The organism is Acidisoma sp. 7E03 (assembly GCF_054665075.1).
On sequence record NZ_BAAFHE010000012.1, the window covers coordinates 63,013 to 82,077 of the forward strand.

16 protein-coding genes are annotated in these 19,065 nt (G+C 65.9%); 13 read left to right on the forward strand and 3 right to left on the reverse strand.

Annotated elements, in window-relative coordinates:
* Positions 1-210 precede the first annotated feature (210 nt).
* The 8 genes from ACYQ6W_RS18020 (at position 211) to ACYQ6W_RS18055 (ending at position 8,485) form a co-directional block, all read left to right on the forward strand.
* Positions 211-1,668, forward strand: a complete 1,458-nt coding sequence (locus tag ACYQ6W_RS18020; protein WP_459677231.1) for an extracellular solute-binding protein — start codon at positions 211-213, stop codon at positions 1,666-1,668.
* Between the two features lie 14 nt (positions 1,669-1,682).
* A complete protein-coding gene (locus ACYQ6W_RS18025; protein ID WP_459677233.1) occupies positions 1,683-2,642 on the forward strand; it encodes a carbohydrate ABC transporter permease in 960 nt (319 codons plus the stop codon).
* A complete protein-coding gene (locus ACYQ6W_RS18030; protein WP_459677235.1) occupies positions 2,639-3,469 on the forward strand; it encodes a carbohydrate ABC transporter permease in 831 nt (276 codons plus the stop codon). Before ACYQ6W_RS18025 ends, ACYQ6W_RS18030 begins: the two co-directional genes overlap by 4 nt.
* The gene (locus ACYQ6W_RS18035; RefSeq protein ID WP_459677237.1) at positions 3,469-3,756 is read left to right on the forward strand and encodes a hypothetical protein; all 288 of its coding nucleotides are present in this window, start codon (positions 3,469-3,471) and stop codon (positions 3,754-3,756) included. Before ACYQ6W_RS18030 ends, ACYQ6W_RS18035 begins: the two co-directional genes overlap by 1 nt.
* A complete protein-coding gene (locus ACYQ6W_RS18040) occupies positions 3,753-4,820 on the forward strand; it encodes an ABC transporter ATP-binding protein (RefSeq protein ID WP_459677238.1) in 1,068 nt (355 codons plus the stop codon). Before ACYQ6W_RS18035 ends, ACYQ6W_RS18040 begins: the two co-directional genes overlap by 4 nt.
* Positions 4,813-5,919 (forward strand): ABC transporter ATP-binding protein, encoded by a 1,107-nt coding sequence (locus ACYQ6W_RS18045; protein ID WP_459677240.1) that lies wholly within the window; start codon positions 4,813-4,815, stop codon positions 5,917-5,919. The genes ACYQ6W_RS18040 and ACYQ6W_RS18045 overlap by 8 nt, the downstream gene beginning before the upstream one ends.
* A gap of 46 nt (positions 5,920-5,965) precedes the next feature.
* Positions 5,966-7,261: an amidase gene (locus ACYQ6W_RS18050; protein ID WP_459677242.1), complete on the forward strand. Its 1,296-nt coding sequence runs from the start codon at positions 5,966-5,968 to the stop codon at positions 7,259-7,261.
* A gap of 102 nt (positions 7,262-7,363) precedes the next feature.
* A complete protein-coding gene (locus ACYQ6W_RS18055; protein ID WP_459677243.1) occupies positions 7,364-8,485 on the forward strand; it encodes an acyltransferase family protein in 1,122 nt (373 codons plus the stop codon).
* Here the strand turns inward: ACYQ6W_RS18055 and ACYQ6W_RS18060 are convergent.
* A complete protein-coding gene (locus tag ACYQ6W_RS18060; RefSeq protein WP_459677245.1) occupies positions 8,482-9,339 on the reverse strand; it encodes a prephenate dehydratase in 858 nt (285 codons plus the stop codon). The genes ACYQ6W_RS18055 and ACYQ6W_RS18060 overlap by 4 nt on opposite strands.
* On the reverse strand, positions 9,336-10,064 hold the full coding sequence (locus ACYQ6W_RS18065) for a 3-deoxy-manno-octulosonate cytidylyltransferase (protein WP_459677247.1): 729 nt from the start codon (positions 10,062-10,064) through the stop codon (positions 9,336-9,338). The genes ACYQ6W_RS18060 and ACYQ6W_RS18065 overlap by 4 nt, the downstream gene beginning before the upstream one ends.
* 224 nt (positions 10,065-10,288) lie before the next feature.
* Here ACYQ6W_RS18065 and ACYQ6W_RS18070 point away from each other — a divergent pair, with 224 nt between their 5' ends.
* The 5 genes from ACYQ6W_RS18070 (at position 10,289) to ACYQ6W_RS18090 (ending at position 16,796) form a co-directional block, all read left to right on the forward strand.
* Positions 10,289-11,071, forward strand: coding sequence for an inositol monophosphatase family protein (locus tag ACYQ6W_RS18070; RefSeq protein WP_459677248.1), 783 nt, complete (start codon positions 10,289-10,291; stop codon positions 11,069-11,071).
* Positions 11,072-11,169: 98 nt separating this feature from the next.
* A complete protein-coding gene (locus tag ACYQ6W_RS18075; RefSeq protein WP_459677250.1) occupies positions 11,170-13,020 on the forward strand; it encodes an extracellular solute-binding protein in 1,851 nt (616 codons plus the stop codon).
* Positions 13,021-13,055: 35 nt separating this feature from the next.
* Entirely contained in the window at positions 13,056-14,117 is a 1,062-nt protein-coding gene (locus tag ACYQ6W_RS18080) for a microcin C ABC transporter permease YejB (protein WP_459677252.1), read from the forward strand.
* A gap of 7 nt (positions 14,118-14,124) precedes the next feature.
* The gene (locus ACYQ6W_RS18085; RefSeq protein ID WP_459677253.1) at positions 14,125-15,165 is read left to right on the forward strand and encodes an ABC transporter permease; all 1,041 of its coding nucleotides are present in this window, start codon (positions 14,125-14,127) and stop codon (positions 15,163-15,165) included.
* A complete protein-coding gene (locus tag ACYQ6W_RS18090) occupies positions 15,162-16,796 on the forward strand; it encodes an ABC transporter ATP-binding protein (protein ID WP_459677254.1) in 1,635 nt (544 codons plus the stop codon). Before ACYQ6W_RS18085 ends, ACYQ6W_RS18090 begins: the two co-directional genes overlap by 4 nt.
* 9 nt (positions 16,797-16,805) lie before the next feature.
* Here the strand turns inward: ACYQ6W_RS18090 and ACYQ6W_RS18095 are convergent, their stop codons facing one another.
* The gene (locus tag ACYQ6W_RS18095; RefSeq protein ID WP_459677255.1) at positions 16,806-18,710 is read right to left on the reverse strand and encodes a potassium transporter Kup; all 1,905 of its coding nucleotides are present in this window, start codon (positions 18,708-18,710) and stop codon (positions 16,806-16,808) included.
* Positions 18,711-19,065 lie beyond the last annotated feature (355 nt).

Sequence of the window (19,065 nt, forward strand, 5' to 3'; positions counted from 1 at the left end):
CGTTTGACACAACCCTTTGACATCTGTTTTCCGGGCCGCTTAGTATCCTATTCGTGAACAAGAGCCGGAGAACGGCTTCGGGAGGACGAGCTTACCCATCCGACGATGGCCGTGCGTTTCGAGCTTCGTTCTGAGGCTCGCTACCGCCTGAAACGATACGCCGCTACGACCTGAAGCTTCGCTACAACGAACAAGAAAGAGGAAGCGAAAATGGACCAGAGGTTGAGTGTCATCGGCCGCCGTGGCGTGCTGAAGGGCGTCGGTGCCCTCGGCACGGCGACGGCCTTGTCCACCCCCTATATCGCCCGCGCTGAGGACAGCCCGCTGCGCGGCAAGTCGATCCACATGTCCATCCTCGGCATCGCCGGTTGGCTGCCAAGCCGCCTCGGCGTCGACTTGGCGAGCGATTTCGTCAAGATGGCGAAGGACCGGTACGGCTACGACGTCAGCTTTTCCTACGCTGAGGCGCCGTTCAGCCAGCTGTTCCAGAAGGCAGCCACCTCGCTGGCCACGCGCAGCCAGGAATACAACATCATCATTTCCGACAGCCAGTGGCTCGGTGCCTTGGCCCAGCCGAAATGGATCCTGCCGCTCGACCCGGTGATCAAGCAGAATCCCGAACTCAATATCGAGTGGTATGCGCCGGTCGTCGAGGCCGCCTATCAGATCTACCCCGACGGCACCAAGAAGCGCTGGGGCTTTCCTCAGGAAGGCGACACCATGGGCCTCTTCGTGCGGAAGGATCTGCTCGAGGCGCCAGGAGAAGCGGAGGCTTTCCAGGCGAAATACGGCCGCAAACTGCCGATGACGTGGGAAGATTTCGAGCAGCTGTCCTTCGACGATTTCGTCAAGCTGATCGCCTTCTTCAATCGGCCGGAGAAGGGATACAACGGCTTCGGCGCCCAGTATTCACGCGAATACGATTTCATCAGCTGCCCGGCCTTGTCCGTGATGCGCAGCACCGGCGGCGACGTGTGGAACCCGAAGACCGGACAAGTCGAGGGCATCCTCAATAGCCCGGGCAATGCCAAGGCGCTCGCGACCTACGTCGACCTTCTCAAATACCAGCCGCCGAGCGCGATCAACTACGGCATCGCCGAGCTGATCGATGCTTTCGCCCAAGGCAAGGTCTTCGCTGCGCAGCAATGGTGCGCCGTGGGCCCGGCGATGATCCCGGACAGCATGAAGGACAAGGTCCTCGTGGTGCCGCCGCCGGCCTTCCCGGACAAGAGCGGGAAGCTGGTGCGGAACTACATCATCGGCGGCCAGCCCTGGGTGATCAACGCCTTCAACGATCCCGAGCACATGCAGGTCGCGATCGACTTCATGAAGTGGTGGTATACGCCGGAGACGGCGCTCAGCTACGCCCAGCATGGCGGCAATCCCTGCGACAAGGCCACGCTGTCGCGCGCGGACTTCGACGCCATGCATCCGTGGTATCGCACCTACAAATACATGCTGAACTACAGCAGTGATTTCTGGCACGACCCGGCCTATGCGGCGATGCTCTCCGTCCAGCAGGAGGCGATGACGGCCTATGCCACCGGCCAGGTGAAGAGCGCCCAGCACGCACTGGATTATGCGGCCTGCCGCCAGCAGAAGATTCTCTTCGACGAGGGCGTGGCGGAAAAGCAGCCTGGCGGCGCCTGCGCCGGCATGCGGCTCTGAGTGCGGGGGCCGGCATGAGCCTGTCGTCGACCGCCGCCTCTGCCCGCAAGCGGCAGAGCCTTGCGGAGTTCCTCGGCAGGAAGGAGGTGATGCCCTTCCTCCTGCTCGTGCCGGTCCTCGTCTTCTTCATCATCTGGAACACGATTCCGACGCTGTGGCTGCTCGGCCTCAGCTTCTATCGCTTCTCGCTGACGAGCGGCCGGCCGCCCATCTTCGCCGGCCTCTACAACTTCGGCTCGATCCTCAACGATTCGGCGGTGTGGCTCGGGCTCAGCCGCACCTTCCTCTTCGTCATTCTGGCCGTCGGCATCGAGACGGTGCTCGGGCTTCTGCTCGGCATGCTCTTCTGGGGTAGCCAAAAGCTGCCGGGGCGTCGAATCGCGCTCACCATGCTGTTCACCCCCATGGTGCTGACGCCGGTCGCCTCCGGCACCTTCTGGCGGCTGATCTACAATCCCACTTTTGGCATCCTCGCCAGTATCTTCCGCGGCCTCGGCCTGCCTGCACCGAACTTCCTCGGCGATGCGAACCTTGCCTACGGCGCCGTCCTGCTCGTCGATGTCTGGATGTGGACGCCCTTCATGGTGCTGATGACGCTGGCGGCGCTGGCCAGCGTGCCCAAGGCGGAGCTGGAAGCCGCCGAGATCGACCAGCTTTCGTGGTGGCAGCGGCTGCGTCTCGTTATCCTCTACCACGGTAAGTTCATCCTGATGCTCGGCATCCTGCTGCGCACCATCGATGCCTTCAAGACCATGGACCTGATCTACGACATGACCTTCGGCGGGCCTGGTTCGACGACGGAACTGATCGCAATCACGCTCTATCGCCGCGCCTTCGAGGATTTCAACATGGGCTGGTCGTCCGCGCTCGCGGTGGTCCTATTGCTGATTTCCATCGCCTTCACTGCCACCTTCATCTTCGTCCTGCATTCGCGGGATCGGAAACAGGCGCAGCTCGCGGAGGAAGGCGCATGAAAACGCCCTGGCGCACGCACCTCTATCACGCGCTGCTCTGGCTGATCGCGCTGGCCTTTTTCGCACCCGTGGCCTGGATCATCCTGTCGAGCTTCAAGACCTCGGATCAGATCCTCGCGGTCCCGCCGGTCTGGGTGTTCCGCCCGACGCTCGCCAACTATACCCGCGTACTGTCCGATCCCGGCATGTTGCACAGCTTCTTCAACAGCATCCTGCTGTCCGTCTGTTCCGTGCTCATCGCGGTCGCCGTCGCCTTCCTCGCCGCCTTCTCCTTCTCCCGCTTCAAGCCGCCGGGCACGAACTTTCTGATGTTCCTGCTGCTGTCGATCCGCATGCTGCCGGGCTCGGCCGCCATCCTGCCGGTCTACCTCATGTACGTGGGCTTCGGCTGGAAGGACAGCTACTGGGGCATGATCCTGTTCTACGCCATGTTCTCCATCCCCTTCTCAGTCTGGATCCTGAAAGGCTTCATCGACGGCGTATCGCCTCGCTTCGATGAGACTGGCCGCGTGAATGGTGCGAGCTGGCTCAGCATCATCACCAAGCTCATCTTTCCGCAGGTACTGCCGGGCGTCATCGCCGCCCTCATCTTCAATTTCATCTTCGTCTGGAACGAATTCCTGTTCGACTACATCATCGGCGGCCCGCACACGACGAACGTGCCGACGACCCTTTCGACCGGCCTCTATTCCGGCGGCGGCGTGGATTGGACCTTCGTCTCCTGCGTAACGACGCTCTACATCCTGCCGCCCATATTCATCGTCTACATCTTCCAGCGGTATCTGCTGGTGGGCATGACCTTCGGCACCGTTCGGGGAGAAGTGTGATGGCGCGCCGCCCGATCGTGCCGAAGCTGGAAGTAGGCCTGCTCTGCCTCCTCGGACTCGGCTTTCTGATGGTCCTGCAGACCTGGTTCTTTCCCCTCTATCACTACGGGCTGCTTTTGGTGATTGCCGCTACCCTGCTCAACATCGCGGTGGGCAACTTGCCGCGCAACGCGAGCCCGGCGCGGGCACTCGTGCTCACTCTGGTGCTGCTCGCAGTGGTCGCGGCGGTCTTCGCCATCGGCATCCTGCTGGTGCCGACCCTCGCGCAGATGGGGCAGGGCGAATGAGCGCCATCGTCTTCGAAGGGATCTCGAAATCCTATCGCGGCCGGCCCGCCCTTGCGGATCTCGACCTGGCCATCGCCGATCAGACGCTCACTGTGTTCTGCGGTCCGCCAGCTGCCGGCAAATCTGTCCTCTTCCGTCTTCTCGTGGGGCTAGAGCAGCCTGACCGCGGCCGGATCCTGATCGACGGCACGGACGTCACGCGTCTGGCGGCGGCGGACCGGCTCATTGGCTACGTGCCGCAGTCCTTCGCGCTGTTCCCCCACATGAGCGTCTACGCCAACATCGCCTATCCGCTGCGGCAGCAGGGGGCCAAGCCCGCCGATATCGAGCGGCGTGTGGGGGAGGCGGCCGAGATCCTGCGCATCACCCGCCTGCTGCAGAAGAAGCCGAGCCAGCTTTCCGGTGGCGAGAAGCAGCGCGCGGCCATTGCCCGTGGCATGTTGAAGGACGCCCGCATCTTCATTCTCGACGATCCGCTCGTCGGGCTCGACTTCAAGCTGCGCGAGAGCCTGATGGAGGATCTGAAGGACATGCGGGCCACGCTCCGCGCGACCTTCCTCTACGCCACCTCGGATTCGCTGGAGGCGCTGACCATGGCGGAGGATCTCGTCGTCATGGACGGTGGGCGGGTGGTGGAGGCCGGGCCGGTCGCCGACCTCTATCATCGGCCCGCGCGGGTGCGTTCGGCGGAACTGATCGGCTTCCCACGCTGCAACCTGCTGCCTGCAGCCCGTGAGACTGGCGGATACCGGAACGCGCTTCTCTCCCTTCCTCTGTCGGGCGTGGGTAGCGAGGCGACCTTCGCGGTGCGACCCGAGCACGTGGTGCACGCCCCCGATCATCCCGGCGCCTTCCGTGGTGAAATCACGCTCATGGAAAATCTCGGCGCGGAATGCGTCGTCTATCTGACCTGTCAGGGTCTGTCCCTCGTCAGCATCCCGGCCTCCGACGCGGTCGCCGGGCTCGACGTCGGCAGCCCCTATCCCTTCGTCATCGAGGCCCGGCATGTCGCCGCCTTCGACGGCGCGACAGGCACGCGGCTGGAGGCGGCGAACCATGGCTGACATCACGCTGCGGGGCCTCTCGCGCTTGTTCGGTGGTGTCGCTGCCGTCAAGGACATCAACGAAACCTTTCCGGAAGGCAGCGTCACCTGCCTTCTCGGGCCGTCGGGCTGCGGCAAGACGACGCTGATGCGGATGATCGCGGGGCTCGAGACGCCGAGCGCGGGGCAGATCCTCTTCGGCGGCCGGGACGTGACGGCGCTCAGCCCGCGCCGGCGCAACGTCGCGATGGTCTTCCAGTATCCGGTGATGTACCGCACGCTCACGGTCGAGGAGAACATCGCGCTTCCCTTGGGCCGGGATCGTGGGCTCACCGCCGCCGAACGCAGCCGCCGCGTGGAAGAGGTGCTGGACGTGCTGCAGCTGCGCGCCTTGCGGCGCGGCCGGATGGATGAGCTGGACGTCGGCACGCGCCAGCGCGTTGCGGTCGGCCGTTCCATCGCGCGGCGCTGCGACGTCATTCTCTTCGACGAGCCGACGACCAATGTCGAGGTGCATGCCAAGCTGCAGCTGATCCGGGCCTTCAAGGAATTCCGTCGCCAGCTGCGCCAGACCATCATCTACGTCACGCATGACCAGACGGAGGCGATGACGCTCGCCGATCAGATCGCGCTGATGCAGGCCGGCGTGATCTCGCAATGCGCACCGCCGCGCGCGCTCTACGAGCGGCCGGAAAGCGAATTCGGCGGCTGGTTCCTCGGCAATCCGGGCATGAACTTCCTCTCCGGCACGGAGAGTCCGGAGGGCGTGCGCTTCGATGTTCTGGCGGAGGCTCTGCCCGTACCAGGCGGCGCCGAGGGCTTGCGCCTGGGGATTCGCCCCGAACGCGTGGAGGTATTGCCGCCGGGTGCGCCGGGTAGCCTTCCGGCGCGGATCGAGCGGCGCTTCATCACGATCGGCGGCCAGTATCTGCTGACCCTGAGGGTGGGCGAGACGGTGATCCGGGCGCGCTGCGACGCGGCGCTCGGGCAGACGCTGGGCGAGGCGGCAGGCATTCGTTGTCCCGTCGCTCATCTCGCCTTCTTCCGCGAGGGGCGCCGCATCGATTGGGCGCCCGCGCCGGTGCGGCAGCCGGTCGGCGCGTTGCCAGAGACGCACTGAGCAGGCAGGCTCACGCCCGACCGAGCGGGCGCGAGAGGAGAGAGTGATGGCGGTAGAGGCGGGGCAGAGCCGGGCGCGGCTGGAGGCAGCGCTGAGCCGCCTGGAAGCGCGGGGAGACGGAGCGATCTTCACCCGCCTCTATGGCGAGAGCGCGGAGGCCGCAGCGGAAGCGGCAGACGCACGTGCCTCCGCGGGCGCCAGCCTCGGCCCTCTCGACGGTCTGGTCGTCTCGATCAAAGACCTTTTCGACGTCGCAGGTGAGCCGACCACTGCGGGATCGTCCATCCGCCGGGGCGCAACGCCTGCGGAGGCCGACGCACCGATCGTTACCCGCCTGGAAGCCGCGGGCGCCGTGATCATCGGCAAGACCAATATGAGCGAATTCGCTTACTCCGGCCTCGGCCTGAATCCCCATTGGGGAACGCCGGGCAATGCCCGCAACGCGGAGTGTGTGCCGGGTGGGTCTTCCTCGGGCGCTGGGGTCGCGGCAGCCCTCGGTATTGGTGAGATCGCGATCGGCACGGATACCGGCGGTTCGGTGCGGATACCGGCGTCGCTCAACGGCGTCGTCGGCTTCAAGCCGAGCACGCCGCGCGTGCCGCGTGAAGGGGCGTTCCCCTTGTCCTATACGCTCGATTCGATCGGGCCCCTGGCGCCATCCGTCACGCTCTGCGCCATGGCCGATGCCGTGATGGCTGGAGACTCTTGGCATGGGCTCAAGCCGGCGCCCCTGGCCGGGCGCCGCTTCGCGATTGTCGAGGAGTTCCTGACCGACACGGCGGCCGACGTGATGATGGCCTTCGAGGATGGTCTTCAGCGTCTCGCAGCAGCGGGCGCCACCGTCGCCCAGGCGCGGCTCGGGGACCTGATTGAGGGGATGCGTGCAGCCCTGGCGGAGGCTCCGATCGTTCCCGTGGAAGCGGCCGCCATCCATGCGGAGCATCTGGCGCACCACCGCACCGAATTCGATCCTCGGGTGCTGGAGCGCATCCTCCAAGGGGTGGACGTGCCCGCGCCGCGCTATGTTGCGACCCTCCGCCGCCGTCTGGGCTTGGTCTCCGCGCTGGACCACCGCCTGGCAGACGGCACCATCCTTGTGATGCCCACCACCGCGATCACGGCGCCGACCATCGCCGAAGTGTCGGAGCCGGCCGTCTTCCACCGCGTCAACGCGCTGATGCTCCGCAACACCGCGTTTGGCAATTTCTTCGACCTCTGCGGCTTGTCCCTGCCCATGGCCAAGGATGGGATGCCGGCTGGGCTCATGCTGCTCGGTGCCCATGGCAGCGACGCTGCGCTGCTTTCGCTTGGCCTCGCCGTCGAGGCGCTGCTGCAGCCCTGAGATTGCGATCACGGCGATTTTATCTGGGCCGCCAATCGTTTCCTCATACGGCAGCAAGACTCTTTCATTGACCGTGATGGGGGGCGTGGCCCAGATGGGCCGATGCGGCAGGAAAGCGTTCCCCTCACCTCCATCCGGGGGTTTGCCGCGCTGTGGGTCGCAGCGCTGCATTTTCAGCTCGGTATGGCGGACGTTGGCTATAGTCTGTGGCCGGGCCTGGCCCGCTATGGCTATACCGGCGTTGACATCTTTTTCATCCTCAGCGGCTTCATCCTCGGCGCGGTTTACCGGGGCATCGAATGGCGCAATGTCGGCGCCTTCCTGACCCGCCGGGCCTTCCGCGTCTATCCCATGCATCTCGCCGTGCTGGCCGGCATGGTCCTACTGTGGTTCGACGCCTATCTCAGGTTCGGCGTCCATAACGAGGCGCAGCAGCTTCGTTGGCTGCCCATCTTCGCGCTCCTGCTGCAGCCCTTCGTCTATCACCGGCTGATGTGGAATGCCGTTGCCTGGTCGATTTCGGTCGAACTGGTCTGCTACCTGCTGTTTCCGATCGCCATCATGGCCTTGCGGCACGCGCGGCTTGTGGTGCTCGTGCCCATCATCGTGCTGCTCGGGATGATCGAGCATCATCTGCAGATCTATGATCTCTATGTCTGGGGCGATGGCGCGGTGGCCCGCGGCCTCGTGGGCTTCGGTCTCGGCATGGCCCTGCGGCTGGCCAGCGAGCGGCTGCCGGTGCCGGGTCTGCTCCTAACCTCGGCCGGAGAACTTGTCGGCCTCGGCGGCCTCGTCCTCTGTGCCACGCAAAGTCTGCAAAGCGATTTCGGGCACTACATCCCGCATTGCGCGGCCCTGCTCATCCTCTGCCTGTCCTACGATCGGGGGATCGTCGCGCGCGCTTTGCACGCGCGCGGGTGCCTGTGGCTCGGCAAGATTTCCTTCTCGCTCTACCTCATGCATGAGAACGTCATCGGCGTCGCCTGGACGCGCTTCCCCGCCTCCCGGCTGCCCTTCGATCACTACTGGAACGGGGTGATCTGGACGCTCGGTGTGCTAGCCCTGTGCCTCGCTCTGTCCACGGTGACATGGCAGCTGATCGAGGAGCCGTTCCGCCGCTTGGGCGGCAGGCTCGCGCGCTGGATGGAACGCAACCACCCCGAACGGGCCGAGCGCGCGCCCCGGCCCGCCGCTCTGCGGCCCGTGGCCGCAGCCGCGGATTAGTCCGACGCGGCTTTCTGGGTCATGCGGAAGGCGGCGCGGGGATAGACGCCAAGGACGCGAATTTCACGCGAGAAGAAAGCGAGTTCCTCGAGCGCGAGGCGCAAGGCCGGCTGTTCCGGATGGCCTTCGACGTCGCAGAGGAACTGCGTTGCGGTGAACTGGCCGCCCACCATGTAGCTTTCAAGCTTGGTCATGTTGATGCCGTTGGTCGCGAAGCCACCCAGGGCCTTGTAGAGCGCTGCCGGCACGTTGCGCACGCGGAAGATGAAGCTGGTCATCAGGCCCGGCGCGTCCGGCGGTGGCAGGCGCGGCTCGCGCGCGGCGACGTAGAAGCGCGTGGTGTTGTGCGCGGCGTCCTCCACGTTGCGCAGAAGGATGTCGAGCCCGTAGAGCTCGGCGGCGAGGGCGGAGGCGATGGCGCCGTCCTCCACCTTGCCCCAGCGCGCAATGAGCGCCGCGGAGCCCGCTGTATCCGCTTCGACCACGGGCTGCATGCCGTGCTCACGCAGCAGGCGCCGCACCTGGCCGAGGGCCACGGCATGGCTGTGCACGCGCCGGATAGAGCCGAGGCTGGAACCCTTCACGCCGAGCAGGCAGTGCTCGACCCGCTCGAAATGCTCGCCGATGATGGCGAGCCCACTATCGGGGAGCAGAGAATGAATGTCGGGCACGCGGCCGGCCAGCGTGTTCTCGCAGGGCAGCATGGCGAGTTCGGCGCGGCCTTCGCGCACGGCGTCGATCGTCGCCTCGAAGGTCTCGCAGGGCAGCGGGGTCAGTTCGGGATGGGCCTTGCGGCAGGCCAGGTCGGAATAGGCGCCGGGCACGCCCTGGAAGGCGATCGCGCGTTCGCTCATGCAAGAATCCTCCGTGCCCGCTCCAGATCTTCGGGCGTGTCCACCCCAAAGGGCGCAGCCGGCGCCCGGGCCACACCGATGCGGAGCCCAGCCTCGAGCAGCCGCAGCTGCTCCAGGCTCTCCCGCTGTTCGAGCGGTGATTCGGGGAGACGGACGAAGTGGTCCAGCGCCGCGCGGCGATAGGCATAGACACCGATATGGTGCCATAGCGGCCCGGCCCCCCAAGGCACCGGCTGGCGCGAGAAATAGAGCGCAGGCGCGACGTGCTGACCTTCACGGAAGGCGCAAACGGCCTTTACCACGCTGCTCTTGGCCCCTTCTTCCGGGCTTTCGACGGGGACGACCAGGCTGCCGACATCGAAGGCAGGATCTTCGAGCGGCGCCAGTACACGCTCGAGCAGGATCGGATCGAGGGTCGGGAAATCACCCTGCAGATTGATGATCACGTCGTGCCGTGCCTCGGGATCCAGCGCCTGCAGGGCGGCATGGACGCGGTCCGAACCGCTTGGCAGATCGGCGGGCGTGAGCACTGCGGTGCCGCCATCGGCGCGCACGGCTTCGGCAATGGCCTCCTCGGCGCAGGCCACAGCGACCGGCCCGATGCCGGCGCGGCGGGCGACCCGCATCACCTGCACGATCATCGGGGCGTCGCCGATCATGGCGAGCGGCTTCCCCGGCAGGCGGGTGGAGCCCATGCGGGCGGGAATGAGGATGATCGGCGTCACGGCAAATCCTGCACAGTCTCCGACCGGATCATGGCCGATGCGGGTCGCTCCGCTGGTAATCATTCCAAAGGACAGGGGCAAGCCGGTATCCGGCATAGGACCAACCATCGGGTGACCGCATGGCCGCGGATAATTCCCCTGCGGCGCTTGCCGATCCGCCGTGGTCGTGGTCTCTGGCGACACCATCCCGGCTTTTCCGAGACCAGAGTGAAGCGGACTTCCTGATGCCTGCTCCGAAGGACTACCTCGCGGTTGCCCTGGCCGCCGCCGATGCCGCGGCCGAAGCGGTGCGGCCTTATTTCCGCATGGGTCTGGAAGCGGATGCCAAGGCCGACGACAGCCCGGTGACACTGGCTGACCGTGCGGCCGAACAGGCGATGCGGGCGGTGCTCGCCAAAGCCCATCCGGGTCATGGGATCATCGGCGAGGAATTCGGCGAGAGCGCGCCAGGTCAGGACGGGCTGTCCTGGGTGCTGGACCCGATCGACGGGACGCGCGCCTTCATCACCGGCCGCACCACCTTCGGCACGCTCATCGCCCTGCTCGACGGTGACCGGCCGGTGCTTGGCATCATCGACCAGCCGATTACGGGAGAGCGCTGGATCGGCATGGAGGGCGAGGCGACCCAGTTCACGGGCCCCTTCGGCGGGCGGGCAGGCTGCCGGCCCTGCCCGAACCTCGGCGCGGCCGAGCTTTCCTGCACGAGCCCCGACATGTTCGCGCCCGCCAACCTTCCCCGCTTCGACGCGCTGCGGCGCGCCGTGCTGCGGACCAGCTGGGGTGGCGACTGTTACGCTTATGGGCTGCTGGCTCTCGGTCAGATCGATCTCATCGTCGAGGAGGATCTGAAGCCGTGGGACTGGGCAGCTCTGGCGCCGATCATCATCGGCGCCGGTGGCAGCATCACGGACTGGGCGGGTCAGCCGCTGCGGCTCGGAACCTCTGGCCGCGTCATCGCCCTCGGCAATCCGGCCCTGCTGCCGGAGGTAATCGCCCATCTTACCTGACCAAACCGTCAGGCTGCGGCCATTCCTCCGGTCTTCCGAAGCCGGACGCAGCCACCAATAATGCAGGGATTCCTCACCCTCAGCGGCTAGGGAGCATGATGAAGCGACGGACTTTCCTCGGCGCCACCGCCGGCATGATGACGGCACCGCTCTGGGCCCCGCGCCCGGCGGCGGCTCAGGCGGTTGCCCCAGGCGGCTATGGCGTCGGTGTGGCGGGTGCGCCGGCCCTCCCGCCCGATTTCAAACACTTCACCTACGCCAATCCCGATGCGCCCAAGGGTGGGTCCGCGACCTTCAGTGAGATCGGCGGATTCGACAGCTTCAACCCCTTCATCATCCGGGGCAATCCCGCCGCTGGCGCCAGCTACCTGTGGGACACGCTGCTCCGCCCGGCGCTCGATGAGGCTGCGGTCGCCTATGGTTTGCTGGCAGAGACGGTCGTGATCGCGCCGGATCATGGCAGCGTCACCTTCACCCTGCGTCCCGAGGCCAAGTTTGCGGATGGTTCGCCGGTGCGCGCGAGCGACGTGGTCTGGAGCTACGAGACACTGCTGAGCAAGGGCCAGCCGTTCTACCAGCAGTATTACGCGGCGGTCGCCTCCGCCGCGGCACCGGACGATCATACCGTCGTCTTCACGCTGAAGCCCGACGCGCCGCGGGAAATGGCGCTGATCCTCGGGCAACTGACCGTGCTGCCCGCCGCCTGGTGGAAGGGGCGGGATTTCACCGCCCCGCTGACCGAGGTGCCGCTGGGCTCCGGCCCCTATACGGTGGCGCAGTCGGCCTTCAACCGTTCCATCACCTATCGCCGACGTCCCGATTATTGGGCCAAGGATCTGCCGGTCTGCCGCGGGTTCTTTAATTTCGATGCGATCACCTACGAATATTTCGGCGACCCCGCGGTCGCGCTGCAGGCCTTCAAGGCAGGCGACATCGATTTCCGCAACGAGAACATCGCCAAGATTTGGGCAACCGCCTACGACTTTCCGGCGGCCCAGAGCGGCTTGGTGCAGAAGCGGGTCGTTCCCAACCGGCTGCCGACCGGCATGCAGGGCTTCGGTATGAACACCCGTCGGGCGGTTTTCGCCGATCCGCGCGTCCGGCAAGCCATTGCCTGGGCCTATGACTTCGAATGGGCGAACAAGGTTCTCTTCTATGGCGGCTACGAGCGGACACTGAGCTATTTCAGCAATAGCGACCTCGCCTGTTCCGGCCTGCCGCAAGGCGCGGAGCTGGCGCTGCTGGAGCCCTTCCGCAGCCAACTGCCGCCCGATCTCTTCACCAAGCCCTTCACCCTGCCGGTGAACGACGGTTCGGGGAACAACCGTCCGGCCTTGCTTGCGGCGCTCAAGCTGCTCGAACAGGCAGGATGGACGGTGAAGGAGCGAGCGCTGCGCAACGCCGCGGGCGAGCAGATGCGCTTCGAGATCCTGCTGAACGACAGCTCCTTCGAGCGCGTCACGCTGCCCTACGTGCAGGACCTCAAGCGCCTCGGGATCGACGTGTCGGTCCGGGTCATCGATCCGTCCCAATACCAAACGCGCATGAATGATTTCGATTACGACATGTCTGTCGTGCTCTTTCCGGAGTCGGACGTGCCGGGCAACGAGCAGCGCGGCTATTGGGGATCGCAAGCCGCCAAGATCCAGGGCAGCAACAATCTGATGGGCGTCTCCAGCCCGGTCGTGGATGCGCTGGTCGACCGCGTGATCAATGCCCGCGATCGCGACTCCCTGTATGCCGCAACCCATGCCCTGGACCGCGTCCTCCTCTGGGGGTGGTATATCGTGCCGCAATGGCATCTCAGTGCCTATCGGCTGGCCTACTGGGATGTGTTCGGCTTCCCGGCGCAGCCCTTCCGGGCCGGCTTCGACATCGACAGCTGGTGGATCGATCAGGCGAAGGCGGCGAAGACGGACCAGCAGCGGCATCATTCGAATGCTAACTGAGCCGCGCCATCCGTTGCGGGAGGCGGGCTAGCACGATGCTCGCCTATCTCCTGCGCCGCATCGCCCTCATCGTGCCCACGCTCTTCGGCATCATCGCGATCAATTTCGTCGTGGTGCAATTTGCGCCAGGCGGCCCGGTGGAGCAGGAGATCGCGCAGCTGAAGAGCCATGCCGGTCTGGTGGCAGGCGCAGGTGAGGCCGGGCCATCGGCGGGTGGCCTCTACCGCGGCGGCCAAGGGGTGGACCCGCACATGGTCGCCCAGCTGCGTCACATGTTCGGCTTCGACAAGCCGCCGCTCACCCGGTTCTGGATCATGCTGAAGGGCTATCTCACCCTTGATCTCGGCCAGAGCTTCTTCCTCGGCCAATCCGTCTGGAGTCTCATCCTGCAGCGCATTCCGGTCAGCATCTCGCTCGGCCTCTGGTCGACGCTGCTGATCTATCTGGTCTCCATTCCGCTGGGCATCGCCAAGGCGACGCGCGACGGCACCCGCTTCGACCTGGTGACGACGCTGATGGTCATGGTCGGCTATGCGATTCCCGGCTTCCTGTTCGCGATCTTCCTGATCGTGCTCTTCGCCGGCGGTACGCTGTTCCAATGGTTTCCGCTGCGCGGGCTGGTGAGCATGGGCTCCGCTTCCTGGAGCTGGCCCGCGCGCATCCTGGACTATGCCTGGCACATGGTGCTGCCGACGCTCGCGATGGTGGTGGGGGGCTTCGCGAGCCTGACCATGCTGACAAAGAACTGCTTCCTGGAGGAGATCGGCAAGCAATACGTGCTGACGGCCCGGGCCAAGGGCGCGAGCAATACCCGCGTTCTCTATGGCCACATCTTCCGAAACGCCATGCTGCTGATCGTCGCAGGCTTTCCGGCCGCCTTCATCAGCATCCTCTTCACCTCGGCCTTGCTCATCGAGATCATTTTCTCGCTCAACGGGATGGGCCAGCTCGGCTATCAGGCGGCGCTGCAGCGCGACTATCCGGTGATGTTCGGCACGCTCTACGTCTTTTCGCTGCTCGGCCTCGTCATGCAGATCGTGGGCGACCTGCTCTATACCGTCGTCGATCCCAGGATCGACTTTTCGGCGCGGCGCTGAGGGGCGGATGGCGGGCATCACCCTCTCGCCTCTGAACCGCCGACGGTTTGCGGCTTTTCGCGCCAACCGCCGGGGCTGGTGGGCCTTCTGGATCTTCCTCGTCCTCTTCGGCGTCAGCCTTTGCGCCAACGTCGTCGCCAATGACCGGCCGCTGCTCATCATGTTCCAGGGGCATCTCCTCTGCCCGGTGCTGCAGGATTACAGCGAGGACCGCTTCGGGCCGGACTTCATGCCGACGGATGCGGACTATTCAGACCCGACCGTACAGGCGGCGATCCGCGCCCATGGCTGGATGGTCTGGCCCCTCATCCCCTTCCGCTACGATACGACGGTGACGGATCTTGGCCGGGCGGCGCCCTCGCCACCCTCCTGGCGCAACTGGCTGGGGACCGACGATCAGGCGCGGGACGTGCTGGCTCGGGTGATCTATGGCTTCCGGGTCTCGGTGCTCTTCGGCTTCACGCTGACGGCGCTCGCCTCCGTCATCGGCATCCTGGCGGGCGCGATTCAGGGCTATTACGGCGGGCTGACGGACCTGCTGTTTCAGCGCTTCATCGAGATCTGGTCCGGCCTGCCGGACCTCTTCATGCTCATCATCCTCTCATCGATCATCGCGCCGTCCTTCTGGGTGCTGCTGCTCTTCCTTCTGCTGTTCAACTGGGTGAACCTGACGGGCGTGGTGCGTGCGGAGTTCCTGCGCGGGCGGACGCTGGATTACGTGCGGGCGGCGCGGGCCCTCGGCGTGTCGGATTTCGCGGTGATGCGGCGGCATATCCTGCCCAACGCGATGACGGCGACGCTGACCTTCCTGCCCTTCACCCTCTCCGGGTCGGTCACCATCCTGGCCAGTCTTGATTTCCTCGGCTTCGGCCTGCCGCCCGGCTCGCCTTCGCTGGGCGAGTTGGTCTCGCAGGGGCGGGACAATCTGCAGGCGCCCTGGCTCGGCATTACCGCCTTCGCCGTGCTGGGCGGCCTGCTCATCCTGCTTATCTTCATCGGCGAGGCGGTGCGGGACGCCTTCAACCCTAGAAAGACAGGATTCCGATGAGTCTCGTCGTTGTCGATGGCCTTTCGGTCTCGTTTGGAGACCGCGCCGTGGTGCAGGACGTGTCCTTCACCGTGGCCGCGGGGGAGACCCTGGCCCTCGTAGGCGAAAGCGGTTCCGGCAAGTCGCTCACCGCGCTCTCCCTGCTGCGCCTTCTGCCGGCTGGTGCGTCGGTCGCGGCGCGTCGCATCGCGATCGAAGGCGAAGAGGTCGCGGCGATGCGCGAACCGGAACTGCGCCGCATCCGTGGCGGCAGGGTCGGCATGATCTTTCAGGAACCGATGACCAGCCTCAATCCGCTGCATAGGGTGGGACGGCAGGTGGCGGAAGCCGTGCGGCTGCATGCCAAGGCGGGATTGGGCCGCGAGGCCCTGCGCCGCCGCACGATCAGCTTGTTGGAACAGGCGGGCTTCGCTGATGCCGAGCATCGGCTGGATGCCTTCCCGCATCAGCTTTCGGGCGGCCAGCGCCAGCGCGTGATGATCGCGATTGCGCTGGCGAACGATCCGGCCCTGCTCATCGCCGACGAGCCGACGACCGCGCTGGACGTGACGATCGAGGCGCAGATCCTGGCGCTGCTCGATGCGCAAAAGGCGGCCCGCGGCCTGGGCCTGCTGCTCATCACCCATGATCTCGGCGTGGTGCGCCAGCATGCGGACCGAGTCGCGGTGATGAAGGCGGGGCGGATCGTGGAGACCGGCACGGTTGCGGAGATTTTCGGCCGCCCGCAGCACCCCTATACGCGGATGCTGCTGGCAGCCGAGCCGAAAGGTGGCCCGATGCCGCTCGCGCCCGCGGCGCCGCCGATTATCACCGCCGAGAATATCGCCGTCCGCTTCGCTATCCGGCGCGGCGTGATGCGGCGGGCGGTGGATACGGTAGCGGCCGTTGACGGCCTGTCTCTGACCGTCCACGCCGGCGAAACCGTGGGGCTGGTGGGCGAGAGCGGGTCAGGCAAGACGACGACGGGCTTCGCGATGCTGGGCCTGGAACCGGCCTCCGGCCGGATCATGTTCGAAGGGCAGAATATCGCCGAACTTCCTGAGCGGCGGCGACGCAGCCTGCGGGCGGATATGCAGATCGTCTTTCAGGATCCCTATGGCAGCCTGTCGCCGCGCATGACGGTGGCGGAGATCGTGGCGGAGGGCCTGAAGGTCCATTTTCCGAAGCTGACCCGTGCCGAGCGGCATGATCGTGTCTCGGCGGTGCTGGAGGAGGTCGGCCTGCCGCAGACGGCGTTGGAGCGCTATCCGCATGAATTCTCGGGCGGGCAGCGGCAGCGCATCTCGATCGCCCGCGCCATGGTGCTGGAGCCCCGTTTCGTCGTGCTGGACGAACCGACGAGTGCGCTGGACCGGTCTGTGCAGACGCAGATCGTCGACCTGCTGCGGCGCCTGCAGGCCGACCATGGGCTCGCCTATCTCTTCATCAGCCATGATCTGCGCATCGTCCGTGCGCTGGCCCATCGCATCATCGTGCTCAGGCGCGGCCGCGTGGTGGAGGAGGGCGAGGCCGCGCAGATCTTCGCCGCGCCTCGGCAGGACTACACCCGCGCGCTGATCGCCGCGGCCTTCGAGGGCCGCGCGATCGAGACGGATTTCGAAGAGCCGGAGGCGCCCACCCTGGTGGACTGAGGCCGCACCTCAGATTGCGATGCGCACGCCGAGTTCGACCACACGGTCGCTTGGGATGCGGAAGAACTCCGTCGCCGGCACGGCATTGCGGGACAGCACGAGGAAGAGCCAGAGGCGCCAGAAGGGCAGCTTCGGCACCAGCGCCGGCACGATGACCTCGCGCCCGAGGAAGTAGCTCGTCTGCATCGGGTCGAAGGGCACGCCCTGGTTGCGCAGTTCCTCGAGGGCGCGGGGAATGTTCGGGCTCTCCTGGAAGCCGTAGCGGACGGTCACTCGGTTGATCTGCGGCGCCAGTTCCTCGACCTCGAGCCGTTCGTGGTCGCCCAACATTGGCACGTCCGCGGTCTGCACCGTCACCAGGAAGACGCGCTCATGCAGAACCTTGTTGTGCTTGAGGTTGTGCAGCAAGGCGTTGGGAACGTAGGCGCCGTTGCCGGTGAGGAAGACTGCGGTGCCCGGCACCCGGATGATGCGCGAGGAGGGCAGCCGCGCGAGGAAGGAGTTGAGTGGCAGGCTGTCCTGCTTCCAGCGCTGCAGCATCAGCTCGCGCCCCCGCTTCCAGGAGGTCATGACCGCCATCAGGACGAGCCCGACCGCGATGGGCACCCAGCCGCCATCCGGCAGCTTGAGCAGGTTCGAGGTGAAGAAGGTCACGTCGAGGAAGAGGAAGATGCCGAAGACGCCGAGCACCGCGCCGCGGGACCATTTGAACTGCCGCCGGTAGACGAGGGCCGCGAGAATCGTGGTGCAGGTGAAGGTGCCCGTCACCGCCACGCCATAGGCCGAGGCCAGCGAGGCGCTGCTGCGGAAGGAGAGCACGAGGATGAGGACGCCGACGAGCAGCAGCGTGTTGATCTGGGGCAGGTAGATCTGCCCTTCCTCCGTCTCGCTCGTGTGCCGCACGATCATGCGCGGGATGAAGCCGAGCTGGACGCATTGCCGGGCGACCGAGAAGGCGCCGGAAATCATCGCCTGGCTCGCGATCACTGTGGCGGCCGTCGCAAGGAAGACCATCGGCAGGCGTGCCCAATCCGGACAGAGCAGGAAGAAGGGATTATGCAGCGTGCCGGGATCGCGCAGGATCAGCGCGCCTTGGCCGAAATAGTTCAGCGCCAGGCAGGGCAGGACGAAGAAGGTCCAGGCGCGCTGGATCGGCTTGCGGCCGAAATGGCCCATATCGGCGTAGAGCGCTTCGGCGCCCGTCACCGCCAGCACGACCGAGCCGAGAGTGATGAAGGTGATGAAGCCGTGGTGGACCGCGAAGATCACCACATAGATCGGGAGGATGGCCCGCAGCACCGCGGGGTTCTGGAGGATTTCGACGAGGCCGAGCAGGCCGATCGATAGGAACCACAGCGCCATGATCGGGCCGAAGACCCGGCCGATCGTCGCCGTGCCGCGATATTGGAGGGCGAAGAGCAGGCCGATCACCAACACGGAGAGCGGCAAGACCGCGGGCCCGAGAAGCGGCGAGGTGACTTCCAGACCCTCGATCGCCGAGAGAACGGAGATCGCGGGCGTGATCATGCCGTCGCCGAAGAAGAGGCAGGCGCCGATGATGGCGATGAGCATGACGCCGGTGGCGACCTGTGGCCGGCGGCAGACACGCTGCGCCAGCACCATCATCGTCAGGATGCCGCCTTCGCCGTTGTTATCGGCCCGCATCACGAAGGTCACGTATTTGATGGTGACGGTGATGATGAGCGCCCAGAAGATCATGGAGAGCGTGCCGAGCACGGTCACCGGTGTCATGCCGGCCGGGCCGAAGAAGGTCAGGCAGGTGGACAGGGCGTAGAGCGGGCTCGTGCCGATGTCGCCATAGACGACGCCGAGCACGCCCAGCAGGAGCGCAGGCGTCACGGCGTTGCGCAGGGGATGCGGCGCGTCGGCGGTGGTGGTCGTCGAACTGGTCATGGGGTCAGGTTTCTGGAAGCTCTGAGGCCGATACCGGGCGCGAGGGTTCAGGAATTGCAGCAGCGGTGCGGGAGGCGGATACGGCGGAAGCGTCGTCCATGGCATCCCAATGCGCGGCGGGTTCCGGGCGGTTCAGGCCCGGTCGGCCTGGCGGGTTGGTCTCTGCGGCACGTGTGGCCCGAGCCTTACGCCGGGATTACCGCATAGTGCAAGCATGACCGTATTGCGGATGCGGGGGGAAATCGGCGCCAGAAAGCCCTTGCAGATCAGGTTTGCCTTGCAGAATTCGACGAAGTCTGCGCTTTTGCCCGCGCCCTGCCGGGGTGAAGGCATCGCCCCGGCTGTGCCTGGCCGT